At 45.5% G+C, this 25434-nt stretch carries 22 protein-coding genes; 21 read left to right on the forward strand and 1 reads right to left on the reverse strand.

Annotated features, from left to right (window positions below; genetic code table 11):
- Positions 1–38 precede the first annotated feature (38 nt).
- The 3 genes from mnmH to SPSPH_RS08915 are packed head-to-tail and all read left to right on the forward strand — an operon-like array spanning position 39 to position 3790.
- Complete coding sequence (mnmH, locus tag SPSPH_RS08905) at positions 39–1088, forward strand: tRNA 2-selenouridine(34) synthase MnmH (RefSeq protein ID WP_075755187.1); 1050 nt, start codon at positions 39–41, stop codon at positions 1086–1088.
- Positions 1089–1093: 5 nt separating this feature from the next.
- The gene (locus SPSPH_RS08910; protein WP_075755189.1) at positions 1094–1867 is read left to right on the forward strand and encodes a helix-turn-helix domain-containing protein; all 774 of its coding nucleotides are present in this window, start codon (positions 1094–1096) and stop codon (positions 1865–1867) included.
- 21 nt (positions 1868–1888) lie between these two features.
- Positions 1889–3790, forward strand: coding sequence for a YgiQ family radical SAM protein (locus SPSPH_RS08915; RefSeq protein ID WP_075755191.1), 1902 nt, complete (start codon positions 1889–1891; stop codon positions 3788–3790).
- On the opposite strand, the gene SPSPH_RS08920 is transcribed toward SPSPH_RS08915, so the two are convergent.
- Positions 3787–4179, reverse strand: a complete 393-nt coding sequence (locus tag SPSPH_RS08920) for a hypothetical protein (protein ID WP_075755193.1) — start codon at positions 4177–4179, stop codon at positions 3787–3789. The genes SPSPH_RS08915 and SPSPH_RS08920 overlap by 4 nt on opposite strands.
- Before the next feature lie 324 nt (positions 4180–4503).
- On the opposite strand from SPSPH_RS08920, the gene SPSPH_RS08925 reads away from it, so the two are divergent.
- From SPSPH_RS08925 to mutL, 18 genes are all read left to right on the forward strand, one after another.
- Positions 4504–5538, forward strand: a complete 1035-nt coding sequence (locus SPSPH_RS08925) for an ABC transporter substrate-binding protein (protein ID WP_075755195.1) — start codon at positions 4504–4506, stop codon at positions 5536–5538.
- Positions 5539–5553: 15 nt separating this feature from the next.
- Complete coding sequence (gene rimO, locus SPSPH_RS08930; protein ID WP_075755197.1) at positions 5554–6888, forward strand: 30S ribosomal protein S12 methylthiotransferase RimO; 1335 nt, start codon at positions 5554–5556, stop codon at positions 6886–6888.
- A 528-nt stretch (positions 6889–7416) separates the two neighbouring features.
- Positions 7417–8664, forward strand: coding sequence for a competence/damage-inducible protein A (locus SPSPH_RS08935; RefSeq protein ID WP_075755199.1), 1248 nt, complete (start codon positions 7417–7419; stop codon positions 8662–8664).
- Positions 8665–8676: 12 nt separating this feature from the next.
- Positions 8677–10251: a DEAD/DEAH box helicase gene (locus tag SPSPH_RS08940; RefSeq protein WP_075755201.1), complete on the forward strand. Its 1575-nt coding sequence runs from the start codon at positions 8677–8679 to the stop codon at positions 10249–10251.
- Between the two features lie 265 nt (positions 10252–10516).
- Positions 10517–11578: a recombinase RecA gene (gene recA / locus SPSPH_RS08945; protein ID WP_075756031.1), complete on the forward strand. Its 1062-nt coding sequence runs from the start codon at positions 10517–10519 to the stop codon at positions 11576–11578.
- Positions 11578–12024 (forward strand): regulatory protein RecX, encoded by a 447-nt coding sequence (locus SPSPH_RS08950; protein WP_075755203.1) that lies wholly within the window; start codon positions 11578–11580, stop codon positions 12022–12024. Before recA ends, SPSPH_RS08950 begins: the two co-directional genes overlap by 1 nt.
- Before the next feature lie 163 nt (positions 12025–12187).
- The gene (gene rny, locus SPSPH_RS08955) at positions 12188–13741 is read left to right on the forward strand and encodes a ribonuclease Y (protein ID WP_075755205.1); all 1554 of its coding nucleotides are present in this window, start codon (positions 12188–12190) and stop codon (positions 13739–13741) included.
- A gap of 142 nt (positions 13742–13883) precedes the next feature.
- On the forward strand, positions 13884–14405 hold the full coding sequence (locus SPSPH_RS08960; protein WP_075755207.1) for a hypothetical protein: 522 nt from the start codon (positions 13884–13886) through the stop codon (positions 14403–14405).
- Positions 14406–14621: 216 nt separating this feature from the next.
- Positions 14622–14882: a stage V sporulation protein S gene (locus SPSPH_RS08965; protein ID WP_075755210.1), complete on the forward strand. Its 261-nt coding sequence runs from the start codon at positions 14622–14624 to the stop codon at positions 14880–14882.
- 136 nt (positions 14883–15018) lie between these two features.
- Positions 15019–16515: a leucyl aminopeptidase gene (locus SPSPH_RS08970; protein WP_075755212.1), complete on the forward strand. Its 1497-nt coding sequence runs from the start codon at positions 15019–15021 to the stop codon at positions 16513–16515.
- Entirely contained in the window at positions 16512–17333 is an 822-nt protein-coding gene (locus tag SPSPH_RS08975; RefSeq protein ID WP_075755214.1) for a PHP domain-containing protein, read from the forward strand. The genes SPSPH_RS08970 and SPSPH_RS08975 overlap by 4 nt, the downstream gene beginning before the upstream one ends.
- Positions 17334–17442: 109 nt before the next feature.
- Complete coding sequence (locus SPSPH_RS08980) at positions 17443–18270, forward strand: Asp23/Gls24 family envelope stress response protein (RefSeq protein WP_075755216.1); 828 nt, start codon at positions 17443–17445, stop codon at positions 18268–18270.
- An 87-nt stretch (positions 18271–18357) separates the two neighbouring features.
- Positions 18358–18702, forward strand: coding sequence for a DUF3870 domain-containing protein (locus SPSPH_RS08985; protein WP_075755218.1), 345 nt, complete (start codon positions 18358–18360; stop codon positions 18700–18702).
- Between the two features lie 15 nt (positions 18703–18717).
- Positions 18718–19074: a sulfite exporter TauE/SafE family protein gene (locus SPSPH_RS08990; RefSeq protein ID WP_075755220.1), complete on the forward strand. Its 357-nt coding sequence runs from the start codon at positions 18718–18720 to the stop codon at positions 19072–19074.
- Complete coding sequence (locus SPSPH_RS08995; protein WP_075755222.1) at positions 19071–19439, forward strand: sulfite exporter TauE/SafE family protein; 369 nt, start codon at positions 19071–19073, stop codon at positions 19437–19439. The genes SPSPH_RS08990 and SPSPH_RS08995 overlap by 4 nt, the downstream gene beginning before the upstream one ends.
- 202 nt (positions 19440–19641) lie before the next feature.
- Positions 19642–20982, forward strand: coding sequence for a tRNA (N6-isopentenyl adenosine(37)-C2)-methylthiotransferase MiaB (gene miaB, locus SPSPH_RS09000; RefSeq protein WP_075755224.1), 1341 nt, complete (start codon positions 19642–19644; stop codon positions 20980–20982).
- A 27-nt stretch (positions 20983–21009) separates the two neighbouring features.
- Entirely contained in the window at positions 21010–23622 is a 2613-nt protein-coding gene (gene mutS, locus SPSPH_RS09005) for a DNA mismatch repair protein MutS (RefSeq protein WP_075755226.1), read from the forward strand.
- Positions 23619–25430 carry a DNA mismatch repair endonuclease MutL gene (gene mutL / locus SPSPH_RS09010; protein WP_075755228.1) on the forward strand — a complete coding sequence of 604 codons (1812 nt, stop codon included), beginning with the start codon at positions 23619–23621 and terminating at the stop codon, positions 25428–25430. The genes mutS and mutL overlap by 4 nt, the downstream gene beginning before the upstream one ends.
- Positions 25431–25434 lie beyond the last annotated feature (4 nt).

A 25434-nucleotide genomic window follows, 5' to 3' on the forward strand; every position in this document is an offset into this window, starting at 1 on the left:
GCATTTATGACAGGGTAGAATAATAGTGGTGATTTATATTGCATAGTATTATTAGTGTAGAAGAAGCTGTCGCTATAGACAGTCCGGTTTTTATTGATGTGCGTTCACCGGCAGAATATGAAACCGGGCATATCCCTGGAGCCGTAAACATTCCCTTATTCAGTGATGATGAACGTGTTCAGGTGGGAACGACCTACAGACAGGTAGGTGTCGAAGAAGCCAAGCTGCAGGGACTGGTTTTGGCCTCAGCCAAGCTGCCGGATATCGTCGGACGGGTTCAACAACTTCGTGAATCAGGACGAAAAGTGGTAGTATACTGTTGGCGGGGGGGCATGCGCTCCAAAGCGGTAGTAACTGTGCTGGAATTAATGGGAATCTTGTCTTCTCAGCTTTCCGGGGGCTACAAAGCCTATCGTCAATTTGTCTTGAACAGGTTGAGAACTTTCGAGGTTAAACCCATAATCATTGTGCTCTGCGGCTCAACCGGCACAGGGAAAACTTTAATTCTAAACCAACTGGCTAATGCAAACATTCCGGTAATCAATTTGGAACAATTAGCAAATCACCGGGGGTCGGTTTTTGGACAAATTGGTTTAGGCAGACCGGCAACAGCTCAAATTTTTGATACGAATTTACTGCTGGCGCTTGACCAATTAAATACACAGCCATATATAGTCGTTGAATGTGAAAGCAAGCGTATTGGCAATGTATACTTGCCCGACTGTCTGTTTGACGCTATGAGGCGGGGCAAAAAGATTTTGGTGTCAGCAGATATTGAGGTACGGGTAGACCGGTTAATCAAGGAGTACATACATTTATATAAAGATAAAGACAATGATGAAGCAATAGTTGCTGGCCTTGAATCATTGCGCAGACGTCTCGGCAACAAGAAAACAGAATACTTATTGGCTGATTTTAGAGCAGGTAAGGTTCGGGACGTCGTGAAGGTACTGCTTGTGGACTATTACGATCTTATGTATGGCTATGGGCAATCAGATACAGCTATATATGATGTAGAAGTAAATGCAGATGATATAGAGCAGGCAACGGAAGTAATAATCCAATACTTACAACAGTTTGGGAGGTAGTTGTTTTGCAAACAGTAGGGGAACTTTTACGCGCTGAACGTTTAAAGAAAGATCTGTCGATCAAAGATGTTGAAAGTGCTATCAGCATTAGGGCGCTGTATCTTAACGCTATTGAAGAAGGTAACTATGGTGTTATTCCCGGAGAGGTATATGTAAAAGGGTTTATCCGCAATTATGCAACTTTTTTGGGGCTTGATCCTCAGCAGGTTATGGAGATATATCGTCAAAATAAAGGGCAGGTTACCGAGAGTGTTCCGGAAAGCAGCCAGCAAGAGGAAGATCCTGTAAGCCGGCCGCCTCAAAGCGGTAATGCGTGGTTCAAATGGCTGGGGATAGCTGTTGTTGCAGCAGGGATTGTTGCCGGAGTGACCTGGTGGTCATCAGGCAGTCAAAAACCTGTTCCAACTCCGCCACCGCAATCCGCGGCCCCTAAACAGCCGGAACAGGCAATGCAGCAACCGGCAGCGCAGCAGCCGGCTTCAAATCCAACGCCGTCAACCCAGTCTGCTCTGCCGGTCCAGCCGGCTGCCAAAGTCATTGTAAATGTTAAATACAATTCCCAGTGTTGGACACAAGTCATGGCAGACGGCAAGGAAATCTACGAAGGTATTCCAAAGCGCGGTGAATCGTTGACCTGGGAAGCCGTCAATACTCTGACAGCCAAGTTTGGCAACGCCGGTGCCGTTGAGGTAGTATATAACGGGAATGCAGTGGGGAAAATTGGTGGGAATGGTGAAGTCATTGTTAAAACATTTACATTGACGGGAATTACACAATAGGAATGAGGTAAATTTACCGATATGACGAATTTCTTGCCCATGACCAGAGAAGATATGGCTGAAAGAGGCTGGGAACAACTGGATTTCCTGTTTATAAGCGGGGATGCGTATGTTGACCATCCCAGTTTTGGACCGGCCATTATCTCCAGACTTTTAGAAAAGTATGGTTACAAGGTGGGAATCATTGCTCAGCCTGACTGGCGTACCACGAATGACTTTAAACGTTTAGGCAAACCCCGGCTGGGTATATTGGTCAGCGCAGGCAATCTTGACTCTATGCTTAATAAATATACGGCAGCCAAGAAATATCGCAGTACTGATAACTATTCGCCCGGAGGCCAGGCTGGACTTAGGCCGGAACGGGCGACAATTGTTTATTGCAACCGGCTAAGAGAGATATGGAAAAAGACACCGTTGATTATTGGCGGGATCGAAGCCAGTTTGCGGCGGTTTGCCCATTATGATTATTGGTCAGATAGTATACGGCGGTCGGTTTTAATTGATAGTAGAGCCGATCTGCTGATCTATGGTATGGGTGAAAAGCAGATAAAAGACTTAGCCGCACAATTAGCTGCCGGTATTGGTATTGAAAATATCCGGGATATACCGGGAACCTGTTATCGCACCGAGACGCTAGAGCATCTCTGGGATTATGCTGAGATACCTGGTTATCAGGAGGTCGTCAATAGTAAGGCTGATTTTGCCCAAGCCTTCAAAATTCAGTATTTGGAGCAGGACCCGATCAGGGGAAAAAACATTGTTCAGGGATATGGTGAACAATATGTGGTGCAAAATCCACCGGCTATGCCGCTGTCGACGCAAGAGATGGACGAAATATATGATTTGCCATATCAGCGCACCTATCATCCTTCCTATACCGCAGCAGGCGGGATTCCGGCTATTCAGGAGGTAAAGTTCAGCATAGTCAGTCATCGCGGCTGTTATGGAAGCTGCTCGTTTTGTGCGTTATACGCGCATCAGGGCAGGATAATCCAAAGCCGCAGCAAGGAATCCATACTGCGGGAAGCCGGTGAAATTGTCAGAATGCCGGACTTTAAGGGGTATATCCATGATGTGGGCGGACCTACCGCGAATTTTCGCCAGCCTGCCTGTGAGCAGCAAGCAGACCGGGGGGCCTGTCGCGGTAAGCAATGCTTGTTTCCCAATGCTTGCAAAAGTTTGAACACCGATCATACCGAGTATTTAGAATTGCTTAGGGCAATCAGAAAAATTCCCGGCATAAAAAAAGTCTTTGTGCGCTCCGGGCTGCGGTATGATTATTTGCTGGCAGCCAATGATATGCAGTTTTTGCGGGAATTGTGCGAGCATCATGTCAGCGGTCAGTTAAAAGTAGCACCAGAGCATATTTCGGCCAAAGTAACACAACTAATGGGCAAAGCAGGTAAAGATACGTATTTAAAATTTAAAAAGGCATATGAAAAAGTCAATAAGGAATTAGGTAAGGAACAATACCTTGTACCTTATTTTATGTCCAGCCATCCGGGCGCCGGCCTTAAAGAAGCGGTTGAATTGGCCGAATTTCTGCGTGATACCGGTTATAATCCGGAGCAGGTGCAGGACTTCATTCCTACTCCGGGAAGCATATCAACCTGTATGTATTATACCGGGATCAATCCGCTGACAGGGGAAAAGGTCTATGTTGCCAAAAAGCCGGAGGATAAAAGGCTGCAGCGAGCGTTATTGCAGTACCGGAATCCGAAAAACTACGAGTTGGTGTATGAAGCACTCACTAAGGCCAATCGCCGGGACTTAATCGGCTATGAGCCAAAATGCCTGATACGGCCGCCGCGAAATAAACCGCAGGCTGCCGTCTCACAAGCCGGTAAATCTAACAAAACCCGTCGGGTTGCTCCTGCCAGGGACAAGCGGGGTAAAGAAAAGAGACTAGATAGAAAAATCTAGTCTCTTTTGGCTAGCAGGCCGAATGCACGGCGGCAGTCATCTGATAACAGGTACATGGCAATTAGTCCATGGGGGACAATAGTTATAATCCCCATCGTCATACTGTAACCGAACATGACGATAAATCCGATGATTACAAACACAATCGATAAGACTAATTCCACCATCCTGGCCCAGCGTTTGAGTTTTAACAAGCCAAAGGCGGGAATGGCGTATAAGAGTAGTGCGGCAAACGAATTCAGGGCAGCTGTCGTATCATTATGTACAAGCCCGTCGTAGATGCCAAATGCGTAACCCACTGCTATTAACAGTAAAAAAATTATGACAATAAGCAGACGTGCGGTCAAATCCGGATGAAGCATAGACCACAAGGAGGGTTTATCTATCATGGTAACAACTCCTTTCCGATAATTTACCTGATACCACACTAATACGCCCTGCTTTAATAACCGGGAGTTTAGCGGGTTTCCCCGGAAGCTTGGTCTCCTCTATTCTACCACAATATGTTATTTTTTAGAATAATGGAGTTAATTTGGTTACAATATAATGATTTATGTTTCAGGAAATTAAAGGAATTTAGACTTGCATAAAGAAGAAATAAAAGGTATAGTATATATGTTTGCCTTTCCTGTAATTCTAACTATAGCTAGTAGTCTGCGACAAGAACACTGCGGATTTGGGCTTAGCGGACTACAATAGAGCGGAGGTAGTTTATGCGACGTTATCTACCACTGTTATTAATATCTTTCTTTTTGCTTATTTTATTGGTTACAGGCACTACCTATCTTGCAGGCTATGCAGGCAGCAAGGGGAACAAAAGCGGTTTGGAGACTGTTACTGTTTATACAACATTACCGCTGGAACAGGTAGCCATAATAGCCCAGGAATACGAGAAAACCGCTAATGTTAGAGTGAATATTACTCCCCTTACCGACAGGGAACTGATTAACCGGTTAATAGCAGAGTCACTGCAGCCGCAGGCCGACCTCATCCTGACTCATCGCAAGACGCTGAAACAAGCCCGGAGCAGTGCGCTCCTGGTACCATACCAATCAGAATATACTGATATCATACCAAGCAAGTTTCAAGATACTGACGGTTATTGGGTAGGTCTATGGTATGACCCCATTGTTTTTGCGGTCAATCAGGATTACTATCAAGCCACAACGCAACAGACGGCCAATTGGTCAGACTTGCTGCTGGACGATAAAGTAAGAGTAGGCATGACGGATTTTCTTGCAGCCGATGCTGCTGCCAATCTTTTATACACCTTGGTTGCCGCCAATGGTGAGGAACAAACATTAAACCTGTTCAAAAAACTTCATCCGCATATTGTACAATATGCTAAATTTCTGGCCACACCGGCGCGAATGGCCAGCATGGGTGAGGTGGATATCGGTATTGCTGTGCATAGTGAGACTATGCGTTATGCCAAGGACGGCTTTCCTGTACAAATCGTTTACCCTGAAGGCGGTTCATCGTATTTGCTGACAGGCGCGGGCCTGGTCAGAGGAGCCAAGCAGGCCGAGCAGGCAAAACATTTTATTGACTGGCTTACTCAGGATGCACCGCAAATGGTTATGACACAACATAAATTTTATTTTCTCCCCACTAATCCGGAAACAAAACTGTACCGGGAATATGCGAAAAAACCCATGAAACTGCTTGACCATCATGATATGTACTCCCCTGAGCAGCAGCGGCGATTACTGGATAAATGGGTTCAAGCCCGCTTGGGAATAAAGTAGGAGGCCTACGCACCAATGCTTAAAGCAGGATTTGTTAGTTTAGGATGTGCCAAAAACCTGGTAGATACGGAAGTAATGCTGGGGATTTTGGCTGATAACAATATAACTATTACCGATGACCCACATGCCGCCGATATCCTGATAGTCAACACCTGTGGATTTATAGACTCTGCCAAAGAAGAGTCTATTTCCACCATTATTCAGATGGCTGATTTTAAACGGGAAGGTAAATGCCGGGGACTTATTGTTGCCGGCTGTCTGGGGCAGCGTTATCAGCAGGAATTATTAGATGAATTGCCGGAAGTATCGGCCATTGTCGGTACCGGCGCCTGGCACCGGATTATGGAGGCAGTACAGGCTGTTCTGGCCGGTGAGCGTCTTTTGCTTATTGGTGAGACAGATACCATTTATGATGAAAATATGAGACGTATTACCACTACCCCTTCTTATAGTGCTTATGTAAAAATTGCCGAAGGCTGTAGTAATTGCTGTTCCTATTGTGTGATTCCGCTGGTACGGGGAAAATATCGCAGCCGTACAGTAGAATCCATTGTCAGTGAGGTAAAAAATCTCACCGCGCAAGGTGTAAAAGAAATAAATTTGATTGCCCAGGACACTACCAGTTATGGGCGTGACCGTTATCATACGCCGCAGTTAACAGCCTTGCTTAAAGAATTGGTAAAAATCGACGGACTGCTTTGGATTCGGCTGCTTTATTGCTATCCCAAATATTTTAATGATGAACTTATTGAAACAATTGCCAACGAACCTAAGATTTGCAAATATATTGACATGCCGCTGCAACATGCTGACGATGAAATATTAGCGGCCATGAACCGCCGCGATACACGGGCGGATATTGAAACATTACTAACTAAAATTCGAACTTCCATCCCTGGCGTAGTTGTTCGTACTTCATTCATTGTCGGGTTCCCGGGTGAATCAGACGCGCACTTTGAAACCTTAAAGCAATTTATGCTGGCGCAAAAGTTTGAACGGGTAGGTGTTTTTTCCTACTCCCAGGAAGAAGGCACACCAGCCGGGGCTTTGGCGCAGCAGGTGCCTGACGCGGTTAAAGAAGAACGCTATCACGAACTGATGGCCTTGCAATGCCAGATTTCTGGAGAACTGAATCGCCAGATGGAAGGAAAAGAGCTTACGGTACTGATTGAAGGCCATAATAGCGAACAGCCTGATGTGGCTTTCGGCAGGTCATACCGGGAAGCGCCTGAGGTGGATGGACGGATTTTTGTGGAGAACGCTGGCGGGCTGGTCCCCGGGACGGTAGTACAGGCAGAGGTTGTACAAGGATTTACGTACGATCTGTTAGCTGAGAAAAAGCCGGACTAGTACCTTGTGTCACTTAAAATTTGCGATTAGATAGCAAGGATTTTTTCGTCCTGCTAGGCGGAGGAGCCGCGCATATCGGACATATGTAAGGCGACGACAACAACGCAGGACGGAAAAAGACTGCTATATAATCCAAATAATTAGGTGACACAAGGTACTGCATCTTAAACCTCATATCCGATTTCGCCAAGGCACCAGCCATAATACTATAATGCAAGCTCAAAATAGTAGAGGCGTCATGCTCTGCTATTTTTTATCCTGAAAGCTATATATTCCGTGTTCATGAAGTTTGCGGGCGCAGGCGGGCGGTGTATTGACAACGCTCCACCACTGGCGTTTGACTTCCGCTTATGCCAACACACCACCCGCCTGCAAAAGTTTTTAACACATTGTATATAGAGTAATCCGGTTATAAACAAGCCATAGCAATAATGCGGTTATTAACGATAATTTTTGCGGTAAAATATCAATTAAGTAAAGGATTTGCTAATTTATAACGCGAATGCATTAGAGTTAGGGGGGAAAGTAATGATTGTAGAGTTAGTCAGTACAGGAACTGAACTGCTTTTGGGACAGATAATAAATACCAATGCGCCATTTTTAGCTACCCGCTTAAACGAGCTGGGGTTTAGCGTGATATATCAAACAACAGTCGGTGATAACCGGGACAGAATGAAGCTGGTTTTAAAAACCGCATTAGAACGGGCCGACCTTGTTATAACAACCGGTGGACTGGGACCAACGCAAGGTGATATCACCAAAGAAGTAACCGCATCGCTGCTAGGTAAAACGCTGTATCTGGATGAGGCAAGTGCCAAGCAAATTGAGCAGTATTTTGCCACACGCCGTACCTGTATGCCAAGTAATAATTTGCGTCAGGCCATGATGCCCGAAGGAGCACGGATTGTTGAAAATACTTGCGGCACAGCGCCAGGTGTTATTATTGAAGACGAGGCGACAGGTAAAATTATTATCAATCTGCCGGGACCGCCGCATGAATGTTCAGCCATGTTTGAAACCTCGATTGTTTCGTATCTTAGCGAACGCTTTGGTTTTCAGGGGGCGATAGTATCAAGAGTCCTCCGTACCTATGGGCTGGGAGAGTCGGCGTTAGAAGAGCGAATTAAGCACTATATTTTATCTCAGTCCAATCCGACGATTGCCTTGCTAGCCCGCAGTGGTGAAATTCACGTGCGCATTACTGCTCAGGCGGCAAGCGAACCAAAAGCTTTGCAAATGATTCACGATCTCGAAAGCCAAATCCGCCCGTTGTTAGGTGAACATGTTTTTGGAATTGATGAAGACACTATCGAGATGAGTGTGGGCAAATTATTACTGGAAAAAAAATTGTCGGCAGCGCTTGCAGAATCTTGTACCGGCGGCCTTGTTACCAGCCGTATTACCGATGTTCCCGGCAGTTCGCGGTACCTGACAGGTTCCATAGTGTGCTACAGCAATACTGTCAAAGTGGAACAAGTTGGCGTTGCCGAAGAAATACTTGCCGAAAAAGGGGCCGTAAGCCGTGAGACAGCTCAAAGCATGGCTCAGGGTATTAGAGAAAAATTTTGTGCCGGTGTAGGTATCGGCATTACCGGTATTGCCGGTCCTGACGGCGCCACTGCCGATAAGCCGGTAGGACTTGTTTACATTGCCATTGACGGTCCGGCAGGAACCAACTGTTACGAGCATTATTTTACAGGAGCACGTACTGATATAAAAAACCGGACGGCTCTAGCCGCCCTTAGTCATTTGCGGCATTATCTGCTTACTATTTAGGAGGTTGTTATATTGAAAGACACAGTAACTTTATTTGGTGAGATAGCTTTAAGTAAAAAAACAGCGGCAGCTATTACGGCGATGGGGTTTGAAGAACCTTCCCCCATTCAGAGCCAGACTATCCCGCTGGTATTAACAGGCAAGGATGTTTTAGGTCAGGCACAGACCGGGACAGGTAAGACTGCCGCCTTTGGTATACCGATCATGGAGCGGATAACCGAGGCCAGACAAATACAAGCCCTGGTGCTTACCCCAACGCGCGAACTGGCCATCCAGGTTTCTGAAGAATTGGCTAAAATCGGGAAATTCAAGCGGATTAAAACCTTGCCCATCTATGGAGGACAGGCCATAGAAAGACAGATTAGAACGCTCAAATTAGGTGTACAGGTCGTCATCGGCACTCCTGGCCGACTGCTTGACCATATTCGCAGAAACACGATCAAGCTGGACCATGTAAAAATGCTGGTACTTGATGAAGCTGATGAAATGCTGGATATGGGCTTTATCGACGATATTGAAAGTATCCTTGCGCATGTTCCCACTGAGCGCCAAACCCTGCTATTCTCAGCTACTATGCCGGCTGAAATAATGAGATTAGCCAATAGGTATATGAAAGACAGAGTAACGGTAACTATTAGTAAAGAGCAACTGACAGTGCCGCTGATTGACCAAATCTATTACGAAACCCGTGATAAGCTTGACGGTTTGTGCCGGGTACTCGATTCCGAGACGGTTGACCGGGTTATCATTTTTTGCCGGACAAAGAAAGGTGTCGACGATCTGGTGGCGTCTTTATCGGCGCGCGGCTATATTTCAGACGGATTGCATGGAGATTTAAGCCAGACGCAGCGTGACCGGGTTATGAAAAAATTCCGTGACGGCAAGCTGGATATTCTTATTGCCACCGATGTTGCTGCGCGGGGGTTGGATATTGACCATATCAGCCATGTTATTAACTATGATATTCCTCAAGACCCTGAATCCTATGTTCACCGCATTGGCCGTACAGGACGCGCCGGGAAAAAGGGTGTGGCAATTACTTTTATCCAACCCCGTGAGTACAGACAGCTTAAGATTATTGAGAAAGAGGTCAAGACACGCATCCTGCGGCGCCAATTGCCATCACCTGCCGATATTCTTGAACGTCAGACAGAAGTGATTAAAAACCAGCTCACTCAGACCATTAACCGCGGCGGGTTTGATGCCTATAGCAGTATTATTGCTGATTTGGCTGCCGATTACGACCCGATCGAGCTTGCGGCAGCTGCATTAAAACTGTTTCAAGAAGGCTACAAAGAGCAGGTAAGTCTTGAGAAAACCCAATTTGCCAACACCGGGGCCGAGCCTGGCATGGTAAGGTTATTTATTAATGCCGGACGAGCGCAAAGAATTCAGCCACAGGACATTGTTCGCACAATTGCCGAAGAAGCTGACATTGAAGGCAGTATTATCGGTGTAATAAATATTTATGATAAATTTACCTTTGTTGAAGTACCGGAAACCGTTGCTGAACGGGTACTGTCGGTTATGAATAAAAATACCATTAAAGGCTACCGGATTAATATAGAGCCGGCAAAGGGACGCTAAAATACAAATACCATATAGGCAAGCATCACCCGACAAGAGGATTGACAAAACGAACAAACGTTTGTATACTGTTAGTATATATACAGCGCGTTAAAGTTTGCAGGCGGGAGGTGTGTTGGCAGTGAAAGTCAGGCACCAGCGGTGCGGCATTGTCAACATGCCTCCCGCCTGTGCCTGTAAACTTCTTTAATGCTGAATATATAGTTAGCGGGGGAGGTTTATATTTATCGTGGATAAAGCGAAAGATTTTGAGAAAAACCGGGAAATGGACAAATTCAAAGCACTTGAAAATGCTATGCGGCAGATAGAGAAGGATTTTGGCAAAGGCGCTATTATGAAGCTTGGCGAAGCGGCTGCCAAAATGAATATTGAAGTTATCCCAACAGGCTCATTACCTCTTGATATTGCGCTCGGCGTCGGTGGCGTACCGCGAGGACGCGTTATTGAAATATTCGGGCCAGAGTCGTCAGGTAAAACCACAGTTGCGCTGCATATTATAGCCCAGGCACAGAAACTGGACGGTATAGCGGCATTTATTGACGCCGAGCATGCTCTTGATCCGGTTTACGCCAAAAAACTGGGTGTTGATATTGACAATCTTTTAATTTCCCAGCCTGATAATGGTGAACAAGCTCTTGAGATTGCTGAGGCACTGGTGCGCAGTGCGGCTATTGATGTTATTGTCATTGACTCGGTAGCTGCTTTGGTGCCCAAAAACGAAATTGAGGGAGATATGGGAGACTCGCATGTCGGTCTTCATGCCCGTTTAATGTCTCAAGCCTTACGTAAACTTACCGGTATTATCAGTAAGTCGCGTACTACGGCTATCTTTATCAACCAAATTCGTGAAAAAGTCGGTGTTATGTTTGGCAATCCGGAAACAACCACCGGCGGACGTGCTTTAAAATTCTATTCGTCAGTTCGTTTGGATGTTCGTAAGGCCGATACTTTGAAACAAGGGAATGATGTTGTCGGTACCCGCACAAAGGTCAAGGTTGTTAAGAATAAAGTAGCTCCTCCGTTCAAACAGGCTGAATTTGACATAATGTATGGTGAAGGTATTTCGCGTGAAGGCAGTCTGGTGGATATGGGAGTTAGCCTTGATATTATCAATAAAAGCGGCGCATGGTTTTCTTACAATGGACAACGGCTGGGGCAAGGGCGGGAAAACGTCAAGGAATTTTTCAAAGAAAACCGGGAAATTGCCGATGAAATTGATAAGAAGATCCGCGAAACCTTACTTACCGGCGATGCCAAGCTTGATAAAACCTTAAGTCAAAGTGATGAGGTTTTTAGCGAGGATAGTGACGAGGCTTTTGAAGTCTGATGAATAAGAAGATAGCTGACACTGCTGTTGCGCTGTTAAAGAATAGAACTTATAGTCAGTACGAGCTTGAGCAAAAGCTTGCACAGCAAGGTTATGACCAGGATGCAGTACATGCAGCTATTCAATATGTTACTGAGCGCGGCTATCTGAATGATGCCGCGCTTTGTGATAGGCTCCTGGAAAAATATGCTGAGATGAATAAATACAGTGTAAAAGAGTCTTATATGAGATTAAGGCGGCGAGGTTTGCCGGCAGCTTTGATTAATGAAAGACTAATGAGTCGGGATGAGGAATTCGAATATCAGGCAGCCCTGAATTTAGCCCGCAAATACCTGGCCCGTCATGAGGATGCAATGCCGAAGCTAGTGCGCCGTTTAGCGGCAAAAGGATTTAGCCCAGGAACTGTCAGTAAAGTTTTAAAGCACCTTAGGGATATGTCACCTTGACACCTATTTGAAAAACATTTACAATAAAATTATCCAATCGTGTAACAAGTTAAATCTAGTTAGGTAAACTTTTAGGAGAGCCTGTATGTTGATAAAGCATCAGAGCAGCTACTTTTGAAAGCGAGCTAAATATCGGCTTTACCCTTAATTGCTATTTTGCAAAATGAAGGAGGTGGAACATATACTAGAAATTATTCTTACCGCAATTTTAGTCGGACTGCTAGGTGCTGGTGCAGGCTATTTAGTACGTAAAAATATTGCCGAAGCCAAAATCGCTTCTGCGGAAAATGCAGCCAGAAAAATCTTAGAAGATGCTGAGAAGGATGGCGAATCTAAGAAAAAGGAAGCACTAGTAGAAGCCAAAGAAGAGATTCACAAACTTAGAAGTGAACTTGAGCGGGAAATTAAAGAACGTCGTACAGAACTTCAGCGTCTGGAACGGCGCTTGGTGCAAAAAGAAGAAAACCTTGACAGAAAAATCGATTCTCTTGAAAAGAAAGAAGAGATTCTCAGTCGTAAAGAAACTGAGTTGGATAAAAGTCAAGAAAAGATTAACGAGCTTTATGCCAAGCAACTTACTGAACTCGAAAGACTGTCCGGTTTAACCTCCGAGGAAGCCCGCAGCTTACTGCTTGCCAATGTCGAAGATGAAATTAAGCACGAAACAGCTATGCTCATCAAAGAATTGGAGCAACAGGCCAAGGAAGAAGCGGAAAAGAAAGCCAAAGAGATTATATCACTGGCCATTCAGCGCTGTGCTGCTGATCATGTTGCAGAAACTACTGTTTCGGTAGTTTCCTTGCCTAATGATGAAATGAAAGGGAGGATTATCGGTCGTGAAGGCCGCAATATCCGAACCCTTGAAACCCTTACCGGTATTGATTTGATCATTGATGATACACCTGAAGCGGTTATTTTGTCAGGATTTGATCCTGTTCGGCGGGAAGTTGCCAGAATAGCACTGGAAAAGCTTATCGTTGATGGGCGTATTCACCCGGCTCGCATAGAGGAAATGGTTGAAAAGGCGCAAAAAGAAGTTGAACAGAAAATCAAGGAAGCAGGCGAGCAAGCTACCTTTGAAACAGGTGTTCATGGTTTGCATCCGGAGCTGATAAAACTTCTTGGACGATTAAAATTCCGTACCAGTTACGGCCAAAATGTACTTAAGCATTCCATTGAAGTAGCGCATTTGGCCGGAGTTATGGCAAGCGAGCTTGGCGTGGATGTAATGTTAGCCAAGCGGGCAGGGTTGCTCCATGACATTGGTAAAGCTGTTGACCATGAAGTTGAGGGTCCGCATGTTACCATTGGTGCCGATTTAGCTAAGAAATATCGTGAGACAGCTGAGGTTATTAATGCTATTGCTGCGCATCATGGTGACGAAGAACCTAAAACCATTCAGGCAGTGCTGGTAGCGGCAGCTGATGCTGTATCTGCTGCGCGGCCGGGAGCTCGTAGAGAAACATTAGAAAGCTATCTTAAGCGATTAACACGATTGGAAGAAATCGCTGAATCATTTGATGGCGTAGAAAAGTCATTCGCTATTCAAGCAGGCCGCGAAATTCGTATTATGGTTAAACCAGATAAGATTGACGATTTAACTGCTGTTCGTTTGGTAAGGGATATTGTGAAGAAAATTGAGAGTGAACTAGAATATCCGGGTCAAATTAAAGTAACAGTTATTCGTGAAACGCGTGCTGTTGATTATGCGAAGTAAAAAAATGAATTGAGCTATTTAAACGGCTTTTACCTTTAGGTAAAGCCGTTTTTTAGATTTTTTACCAGGAATTTAAAAGCAGGATTTAGCAGCTTCTCAGAGAATACTTGCTCTATATATACTTTTTGGATGGTGAAAATACATGCCTGAATTTAATCAAAATGATCAACAGGTTTCTGATGGGGCAAACCTGCTTATATCTATGTTGGTGCGTTATCCTGAACTTGGGACCATCAACTTTGATCCTGAGGAAAATTCGATAAAACTTACATTTATGATTTCTGGTATTCCCACGGCCGTGGACTTTGAAAATCTTAAACGGCTTATTATTAATAGTGTTGCGGCATATCATTTATTGGAGGATATTAAAACCAGCAGCATGGATGTTGAACTAAGTTCCTATGAGCAAGTGGCAATGTTAAGTATTACGCGGGATGTACACACTATGTCCCGGGGAGAGATCAACTTAACGATCAAACTTCTTAGAGATCGGTTTGCCGAGCGCTTGGTCGCTGACCATAATGATACCATGTTAGAAGAAGACCTCCGGCTGCAAGAAGAAGTAATAGAAGATATGCTGGAAAATATGCGCAAACAATATAATGATAATCACGGTCTTATTGGTATTCGGGAAGATGGGCGTGTGTTTGTGTTTAACAAATAGCATGTCCGGTTGCCCTGCAACAATGGATGCTTGACTTTGTTGTTACTGCAATGTGCCTGTAATGGTTATTGGTTGCTATAAAAAATGAATTTATTGAATTTGTTGTAATAATTAGATTTTTTTATTTGTGAAAAAAGGTATTTTTTGCCGTATAACGAATATATCTAATTTATAGAACTAATAATTTTTTTTTATTAAAGGAGGGCACATAAAAGCATGGATGTATTGAAAGTATCAGCAAAATCTAATCCTAATTCTGTAGCAGGGGCCTTGGCTGGTGTATTGAGAGAACGTGGTGGCGCCGAGATTCAAGCAATCGGTGCCGGAGCACTTAACCAGGCTGTAAAAGCAGTAGCGATTGCAAGAGGGTTTGTAGCGCCGCATGGAGTTGATCTAATCTGTATTCCCGCCTTTACCGATATTCTTATTGATGGTGAAGAAAGAACAGCCATCAAACTGATTGTTGAGCCTCGCTAATCATTTACTGAAAGCTTGAAACCTGTTCATCTTGAACAGGTTTTAGTGTTTTTAATAAGTATTTTATGGCATAATATAACCATATAAAATATCATGGAATAGTATAGATGGTATATCAGTATAAGGAGTGAAAAAGATGGAACTTGAAGTCATTGCCGGCTCATTACCGGAAATTTTGTGTGATTCCATTATTATTCATGTATCTGAAGGCGCTATGATTCCCGGTGGAACAACCGGCGCTGTAGACAAAGCGTTAAGTGGACATATAAGTGAAATCATTCGTGATATGCCGGAATGTGGTAAGTATGGTGAAACCACAGTTATACATACATTTGGTGCAATTGGTGCGAAACATGTTATTTTGCTTGGTCTGGGCAAGCAAAGTGAACTTACGTTAGACAAAGCCCGCGCGCTTATTGCTGTTGGAATGCGGGCTGCCAGAAAGCTCCGTGCGAAAACGGTGGTAACAACTGTACCAGATACGGGAGTGGCAGAAGACTGCCAAACGGCTCAAGCTGTTGTTGAGGGGGCCATCATGGGGCTGTATCGGTTTAAACATTACAAAACCGGCAAAGAGGATTCTCCTGCCATCGAGAAACTTGTTATTGCGATACAGGACGGCACAAAAATTGATGAATATAATGAGGCAATGCGGCTTGGCAAAATAATTGCCGAAAGTGTAAATTATGCCCGCGACTTGGTAAATCACCCGGCTCAATATATGACCCCGGCCAAAATGGCGTGGCATGCTGCTGAGATTGCCCAAAAATACGGTTTGGAACTAAGCGTACTTGATAAAGAGGATATGGAAAAACAGGGGATGGGTGCACTGTTGGCAGTAGCGCAAGGCAGCGTTGCCGCTCCTAAATTAATTGCCTTAAAGTATGCGGGAGCTCCGGCAAAGCCAGAAGTTATAGCCTATGTCGGCAAAGGGATTACCTTTGACAGTGGCGGCATATCACTAAAACCCAGTCAAAATATGGATGAAATGAAGGGGGATATGGCTGGGGGCGGCGCTGTGTTAGGCGCTATGCTGGCTATTGCCCAAATTAAACCTAATATAAATATTTTAGCTGTTGTGCCGTGTACTGAAAATATGCCATCAGGAACGGCCTACAGGCCAGGTGATATTATTACATCGATGAGCGGGAAAACCATTGAGGTATTAAACACCGACGCCGAAGGACGGTTGATTCTGGCTGATGCGATCACCTATGCCCAAAAATTGGGGGCCACTAAGCTGATTGACATCGCAACATTAACAGGGGCGTGTGTTGTTGGGCTCGGGAGTTTTTATTCAGGTGTTATTACCAACAATCGCGAGTGGCTGGCAGCAGTCACCACTGCCGCCTGGCAAACAGGGGAAAAAATGTGGGAGCTGCCTAATGATGAAGCATATCTTGAGCAAATCAAGAGTTCAATAGCTGATTTGAAAAATAGTGGCGGCCGGCCGGGCGGGGCAATTACAGCCGGCTTATTCATCGGACAGTTTGCCGGCGAAACCCCGTGGGTACATGTGGATATAGCCGGAACATCGGATACAGATAAGAATAAGGGCTATAATCTCAAGGGGGGTACCGGGGCAGGGGTTCGGACACTCATTCAATTGGCTGCCAACCTGGGCCGGTTATGATTGCTGATTTGCATATTCACTCCACGGCTTCTGATGGCCGGTTATCGCCCCAGGAGATTGTTAAACAGGCCAGGCAGGTTGGCTTGAGTCATATTGCTATTACGGACCATGATACTGTTGCCGCCCATAAAGAGCTGCGGCGAGCTGCTGCTTTCGATACAGCTGTTACCAAGCCGGTCATTATTCCCGGGATAGAGTTCAGCACCGATTTACCGAAATATGAGGTCCATATTCTGGGGTATTATATTGATATTGACAATGGTAAACTTAACGATCAATTGGAGATTATTCTCCAGGACCGTTTGCAGCGGGCCAAGGTTATGGTAGATAAATTAAACAAATTGGGTTATTCGATTGATTACCGCCGGGTATTGACCATTGCCGGGCAAGCCGAAGCCGTAGGGCGGCCGCATATAGCCAAAGCGCTTGTCGAGAAAAAATACTTCAAAACAGTTGCGGCAGCCTTTGAACAGACGCTGGCCCAAAATGGCCCGGCATATGTTCCCCATTATAAAATGACTCCGGAACAAGTAATCCGTTTAATCGAACAGGCTGGGGGTATTGCCGTATTGGCGCATCCCGGCCTGGTCGGTAACGATGATTTGGTTATTGATTTAATCCAAGCCGGTATTCATGGCTTGGAAGTATATCATCCGGAGCACAACCAGGCAATGACAAACAAGTACCTGGGGATTGCCAACAAATACAAATTGAAAATAACAGGCGGTTCCGATTTTCATGCTATTCCCGGCAGGTATCCTGAGGAACTGGGCAGCTTCACGATTCCGACTGCTATTGTTGAATCTTTGTCAATGTGATACTTTTACTTGACAACACCTGCAAAGGTGTTTATTTTTATATTATTAGAAAGAATCCCTTTCTAATAATAACTGGTTATATCTTATTATTTGGGCAGGAGGCTGGCCTATGGACACCATCGCTCTGGTAGGTCCAAGTGGAACGGGCAAAAGCCATCGGGCGCTAATTGTTGCGCACGAATATGACGTTGATACAATTATTGACGACGGGCTGTTAATTAAGGACAGTAAAATTATTGCCGGCTATTCAGCAAAAAAAGAGCCAAGCAAAATTCGTGCTGTCAAACGTGCCATATTTATGGAACCTGACCATGCTGTTGAAGTTAGAGATGCAATTGTTAGAGTAAAACCTGGCCGTATTTTAGTACTGGGAACATCCAAAAACATGGTAGAAAAGATAGTGGATGTGCTGAATCTACCGCCAATCAGCCAGGTAATCCGGATTGAGGATATTGCCACTAGGGGTGAAATTGCCAAAGCGAAGGAGAGTAGGTTAAAAGAGGGGAAGCATATTATTCCTGTACCTACGATTGAACTTAAACCGCATTTTTCCGGTTATTTGATTGATCCGCTGGATGTCTTTTTTAAAAAATCCCGCTCAAAGCAGCGGCGGAAGCTGGGGGAAAAATCAATTGTCCGGCCGACCTTTAGTTATTATGGAAAGCTGCTTATCTCCGATGCAGTAATAGCGGCAATTGTGGACTATGTTGCGACAAGCGAGGAGGCTGTTACCAAAACAGGCCAAATACATATTAAGAACTCGCAGGACAGAGAAAAAGGAATTTCGATTTCATTGGATGTAACCATTAAATATGGGCCATCGATCTGGAATGTCGTGCAGGATGCCCAAACCCGTGTCAAGCAGGTTGTTGAGTACATGACAGGCATGAACGTTAAAGAAGTAAATGTGATGGTTAAACGGTTAAGTATTGAATAATTATTGCCTGCGATTGCGTTTGACCGGCGTTTTCGACGACAAGCCTGTTTAACTTTAGTAAGATACTATATGTGAGGATGGGAAACTGTGGAAAACAATAGAAATAAGCGTATTTTATTTTCCGGGTACGCAAAATTACCCACAGGAATTACAGCCAGTGAAATTTATAAAGTTATCGGCGTAGTGCTAAGTATTGATGAAGATACGGGAACCATCATAGAAGCCGACTGTACCCTGGCCACAGCGGTAGCTCGTAATCATGTAGCCTCGATTTTAGTTGGCAAATCTATTGCCAATCCGGATAGTCTGGTTAGAGTTGTGGACAAAACGTATCAAGGCAGCGCTAAGAAAGCAATCATTACCGCTATTCGCATCATTTATGATAAATACCGCAGTTATAAAGAGGGCCTGGCCCCCTGTACCATTGATTAATAAGGGGTTTTAATAATGTCTGAACAACTGAAGTTTTCAGGAGCCGGCTTTGTTGTAGGTATTCTCAGCGGTTTACTCGGTGTGGGCGGCGGCATCTTTCTGGTACCCATCATGGTAACCTATTTTTCTATTACCCAGCATATTGCCCAAGCCACTTCAATGGCGGTGATTATTCCGACAGCCCTTGTCAGCAGTGCCGTATATGGTTTCCATGGCAATATTGATGTGGGTTTGGCGGTTAATTTAGCTATTGGCAGTATGTGCGGCGCCAGTATCGGGGCCCGGATAATGAAAAGAATCCCTGCCATCCGGCTAAAACAGCTATTTGGGCTTTTACTCATACTTGTCGGTTTGAGGATGGTGGTATCATGAGTGCCGTTTTTATTATTTTTGCAATCGGCCTGGGTGCCGGTATCTTAAGCGGGCTGCTGGGCATTGGCGGCGGCGCAGTGCTGGTGCCGATGATGGTCTTTATCTTAGGCATAACGCAGCATACAGCGCAAGGGATTTCCATGCTGGTTATCATTCCTACCGCTCTCGTCAGTGTGTGGCATTTTCATAAAGATAAGCTGATTCATTACCAAGCTGTTCTCTATTTGGCCGGAGGAGCCATTGTCGGAGCTTTAATCAGCTCTAACTTGGTTCAACATATACCTGCCAGTGAACTAAAACGGATTTTTGGCATTTTCGTTATTTATTCCGGTTTTAAAATGATTTGGGGAACACGAAAAAAATAGTACAAAAAAAATCCTGGCGATTTTTATTGCCAGGATTTTTTTGCATATGATGCCAGCAGCGGACATTGCAGTTGAATCAATATCGGCTTGGGCTTTTGTTCATGCCGTGGTATAAGCCGTGTTTGCTTAAAATTTGTGCTGGCTTAAAATTTAAGCTATAATAATTGGCAGATACTCTTTCGCAATTGGAGCTGATACATAGATGGAATCAAAGCAAAATCACGGCTCACCCAAGCTTTTTCACACAATTACTTTCGGGTGCCAAATGAATTTGAATGACTCAGAACGGCTGGCCGGTCAATTGAGGACAATTGGCTATGAGATTACAGAAAATATGGAGCAAGCCGACATAATCTTAATAAATACCTGCTGTGTCCGGGAGAGTGCCGAAAAGAAAATTTATGGGAAAATTGGTGAACTGAAAAGGCTAAAGCTGGTTAATCCTAATTTGATTATTGGGGTTGTTGGCTGTATGGCCCAAAAGGACAAAGATAAAATCCTCAAAAAATTTCCCCATGTCAATCTGGTTATGGGCACCCATAATACCCATCAGCTTGTAGAACTTATTGCCAAACTGGAGGAAAGCCGCGAACCGGTTCTGGCTGTCTGGGATCAGGCGGAACGACTTGCGCCAGATGTGCCGACTGTACGGAAAGGGAAAATATCTGCCTGGGTACCGATCATGTATGGTTGTAATAATTTCTGTACCTATTGTATTGTCCCCTATGTCAGAGGGCGCGAGCGCAGCCGTCCGCTTGAGCATATCATAAATGAGATTCAGCAACTGGGCCAGGACGGTTTCAGAGAAATAACACTGCTTGGTCAAAATGTCAATTCCTATGGAAAAGACAGTGAGGAACAGGTTGATTTTGCGGACTTGCTGCGTGCCGCCGACCAGGTTGATACGATTGCCCGTATCCGCTATATGACCTCGCATCCTCGGGATATGAACGATAAGGTCATTGAAACCATTAAAACTAGTAAAAGGATCTGCGAGCACTTCCATTTGCCGGTTCAGGCAGGCAGTGATGCTATTCTTGAAGGCATGAACCGGGGTTATACCACTCTCTACTATCGTCAACTGGTAGCTAAAATTCGCCAGGCTGTCCCCGGTGCCAGTCTTACCACTGACTTGATTGTTGGATTTCCGGGAGAGACGGAAGACCAATTTCAGGAAACGCTGGACTTCCTCAAAACGGTTAGATATGACGCGGCTTATACCTTTATCTATTCACAACGCTCAGGTACACCGGCGGCCAGATATCCGGATCAAGTACCTCTGCCAACGAAAAAGGCCCGTCTTAATCAGCTAATGACGGTACAAAATGAAATTAGTCTGGCCATCAATGAACAGCTTGTTGGTAAGAGCATGGAAGTGCTGGTTGAAGGTCCCAGTAAAAATGATGATAATACCCTTATGGGACGAACCCGTACAAATAAAATTGTGTTATGGCCGAAAAAAGGTCAGGAACAAGCCGGTGATTTGGTACATATTCAGATTGATACGGCACAGACCTGGGTTTTGAAAGGCCGTTTGATTTAATTGTTTTGGTAGAGGAGAATTTACACTATGGCAATAAGCTATACCCCAATGCTGGAACAATACCGGGAGGTAAAGAGTAGGCATAGTGGTGAAATATTATTTTTCCGGTTAGGCGATTTTTACGAAATGTTTTTTGAAGATGCCGAGACCGCTTCACGGGAATTAGAAATTACTCTGACTTCGCGCGAGGGAGGCCAGAATAAGCGTGTTCCGATGTGCGGTGTTCCTTATCATGCCGCCGACAATTATATTGCTAAATTAATCAGTAAAGGTTACAAGGTAGCTATTTGTGAGCAAGTGGAGGATCCTAAACAAGCCAAAGGCATTGTCCGCAGAGAAGTCGTCAAGATTATAACGCCAGGCACTGTGCTGGCTGAAGCCTCATTGCCTGATAAAGCAAATAATTACCTGGCCTTGCTATATGAGGAAGCCGATGAACTGTGTTTGACAGCCACCGATATTTCTACCGGAGAGTGTCTGTGGGCGATCTTTGCCGGCAGTTTCCGCACAACGGCTGTTTGTGACCAATTGTACCGCCTGCTGCCGGCAGAATTGGTGGTAGTGGGCAAGATAGAAAGCTTTCCGGCAATAAACGGCTTTCTTGGTCAGAGAGTACCGGCTTGTGCGGTTACTACCCTGGCAATGCCGGACTCGTTACTGGTCAATGAACTATCCAGACAGCATTTTGCCGATGAAGAACTGCCCGGCAGTTCGGGGGCCCAGGCTGCTGTCGGCTATCTGCTGTATTATCTGCACCATACTTTAAAAAGCGATCTTTCGCATGTTAATAAGCTGACGCGCGTGGATGCCCAGGACTATTTAGTCCTGGATGCCTCAACCTTGCGCAATCTTGAAATTACCCGCAACATGCGTGACGGCGGGCGCAAAGGCACACTGCTGGCGGTGCTGGATTTTACCAAAACTGCGATGGGCGGGCGTCTGCTTAAAAAATGGCTGGAATTTCCGCTGTTAAGTCCTGTCGGTATTTTCAAGCGTCAGGATGCAATTGCTGATTTGTCGGATAAAGGGGCAACCCGCGAAACTTTAGGAGAACTGCTTGGTGAGATATATGACTTTGAACGGATCCTGACCCGGGTTGAAGTAGGCAGCGCCAATGCGCGGGATTTGTCGGCGCTGAAAACATCCTTATCAGTCCTGCCTGAGATAAAGGTTAAACTTCAGGATTGCCAGGCAGCATTATTGACCGGTATTGGACAGGCGATTAAAACCCATATCGATGTAACCCAAATGATTGCAGCAGCCATTGTCGACAATCCCCCCTTTAGTATTCGTGAGGGCGGTATTATTCGTGCAGGTTACGATTTAGAGCTGGACGAGCTTAGGAGTATTGCCAGAGACAGCAAAGAGTGGATTCAGGAACTGGAATTGCGGGAGCGTGAGGCTACAGGCATCAGGTCGCTCAAAATCGGGTATAACAAAGTTTTCGGCTATTATATTGAAGTTACTCACGCCAATGCCGGTGCAGTTCCTCCCACCTATATCCGTAAACAAACCCTTGTTAATGCCGAGCGGTATATCACACCTGAGCTTAAGGAATTTGAAACAAAGGTGCTTGGCGCTCAGGAAAAGATTGTTAATATTGAGTATCAGCTGTTTACTACCATTAAGGACTATATTAAAGAGCGGATTTGCGAAATCCAGCAGACTGCCAGGCAAATAGCCCAGTTAGATGTGCTTATTTCCTTAAATGAAGCAGCGGTTCGCTTTAACTATGTACGTCCTGGTTTGAATCAGAGCAGGGAGCTTATCATCAAAGACGGACGCCACCCGGTGGTTGAGCGGCTTTTGGCCGGTGAAATGTTTGTGCCAAATGATACCGGGCTCAATCATCACGACTGTGAGATAATGATTATAACCGGCCCCAATATGGCTGGTAAATCGACCTACATGCGTCAGGTGGCACTGCTTGTCATTATGGCGCAGATTGGCAGCTTTATTCCGGTGCGGGAGGCGTCAATTTGTCCTGTTGACAGGATTTTCACCAGGGTAGGAGCCAGTGATGATCTGGCAACAGGTCAGAGTACTTTTATGGTTGAAATGACGGAAACAGCGCAAATTATAAAATTTGCCACAGCCAATAGCTTGCTTATTTTAGATGAGATTGGTCGCGGGACCAGTACGTTTGATGGTATGAGTATTGCGCGGGCAGTGGTCGAATATATCAAAGACAAAGTTAAAGCCAAAACTATGTTTGCGACACATTACCATGAATTGACCGAGCTGGCCGAGTACAGTAAAGTCATTAAAAATTATTCGGTGGCTGTAAAAGAACGTGGTAATGATATTGTATTTTTGCGCCGGATTATACCGGGCGGGGCAGATAAGAGCTATGGTGTGCATGTCGCTCAGCTCGCCGGGTTACCTAAGCGGATTATTGAACGGGCCCAGCAAATCTTGCAGGATTTAGAACAATGTAAGGCTGACGTGAACAGTGAGGCACCGGCAGCAGGTAAAGAGGAAAGTGCCAAGCCGGTTGCTGCCGCTACGATGTCGCTGTTTGGTTCAGGTGTTGCAGACGAATTGTTGGCTGTTGATGTTATGACCCTCACTCCCTTGGAAGCGCTGAATGTATTGTATCAACTGCAAAATAAAGCCAGAGAGGAAACCGGAAGGTTATGAGCCAGCAAATTATCCACCTGTTAGATGAGAATACCGCCAATAAGATTGCTGCCGGTGAAGTGGTAGAACGGCCGGCTGCCGTCGTTAAAGAGCTTGTCGAAAATGCAATCGATGCCGGCAGTACCAGTATAGAAGTTGAAATAGTTGACGGCGGCACACAATTTATCCGGGTAACCGATGACGGCAAAGGCATGGGATATGAAGATGCCCTGTTGGCTGTAAAGCGCCATGCCACCAGCAAAATTCGAACCGCCGAAGATCTGGCGGCAATACAAACCCTGGGCTTTCGCGGAGAAGCCTTGCCCAGCATCGCGGCGGTAGCCAAATTTACGCTGACTACACGGCTGCAAACCGATGCTTTGGCAACCTATGTAGAAATTAATGGCGGCGTATTGGCAGATGCTCGCGAGGCCGGGGCAGGCTGTGGCACCACTGTGACTGTTGCCGATTTGTTTTTCAATACACCGGCAAGGCGCAAGTTCCTGAAGACGCCGCCGGCGGAAAGCGGATATATCAATGATGCGGTGACAAAATTAGCCATGTCGCACCCGCACATAGCTTTTCGATTAATCAGCAATAACCGCCTGGTGCTTTCGACCGGCGGTACCAGGCAGTTAGTTAATGCCATTGCCGATATTTACGGACACAAAGTGGTGCCGGAATTACTGCCGGTAGAGTATAACAACGAAGGCATCATTGTATCAGGCTATGTGGCAAAGCCTGTACTGCTAAAAAGCAGCCGGCAATGGCAAACCTTTATGGTTAATAACCGGGTGGTAAACAGCCGAATGCTGGCCAAAGCGCTTGATAATGCCTATTTCTCGCTGCTGCCGAAAAATGGATATCCGCTGGCTGTGCTGCGGCTCACCATACCCCTGGAAACCATTGATGTCAATGTTCATCCCCAGAAAAAAGAAGTCAAATTCAGTGATGAGCAAAAATTGTACCGGGCAGTATATAAAGCCGTATCCTCCAGCCTGTCGGCGCCTGTACATAATCAGACTGCCGTGAATGAGACCCAGACAGAACCTATGATAAACCAGCCGGTCATTACCGGCAGTCCGAGCGGACAAAAACACAGCATTCCTGCCGTGGGACATACCAGTATGTTCGCAGCGCCGGAGCCATGGAAACCTGCATTGTGGCGTGATGAAAATATTTCCTTTGCCGCTGTTAGACAGTCCTTGCAGCAAGAGGAGCCATTAGCAGAGTATAGTGATTCCCGTTCAGCCCATGCCGAATGCGACCTTTATCCGCTGGGCCAGATCAACGCTTGTTACATCGTGGCACAGGGGCAGGACGGTCTGTACATTATCGACCAGCATGCCGCCCATGAGCGGATATTATATGACCGTTTAAGCCGCTCCAAAGGGCGCGTACCGGTCCAACAACTGCTGGTGGCACAATATTTTGAATTCACCAGTGACGATTGCAACAGTATTGTCGAACATCATGACACATTTTACCAGCTCGGCTTTACCTTGGAACAGGTTGGTCCCGATACTATGCGTCTGTTGGAAATGCCAACAGATATTCCCCTGACCGACGCCGAAGCTATTTTAAGGCAAATCTTACAATTAATTGGTGATATGCACCAACCATCGGCGCAGGAATTACGGCATGCCTATCTGCAAATGGCGGCATGCCGCAGCGCGATTAAGGCGGGAGAGTCACTCAATATGCGGCAAATTCAAGCCCTGCTTAGTGAACTATATACAACCGAATTGCCCTACACTTGTCCCCACGGGCGCCCTACAATCGTGAAATTTGGCCCGGATGATTTGGCCAAAATGTTTAAGCGGACCTAGGTGG

This window comes from Sporomusa sphaeroides DSM 2875 (assembly GCF_001941975.2).
Taxonomy (GTDB): domain Bacteria; phylum Bacillota; class Negativicutes; order Sporomusales; family Sporomusaceae; genus Sporomusa; species Sporomusa sphaeroides.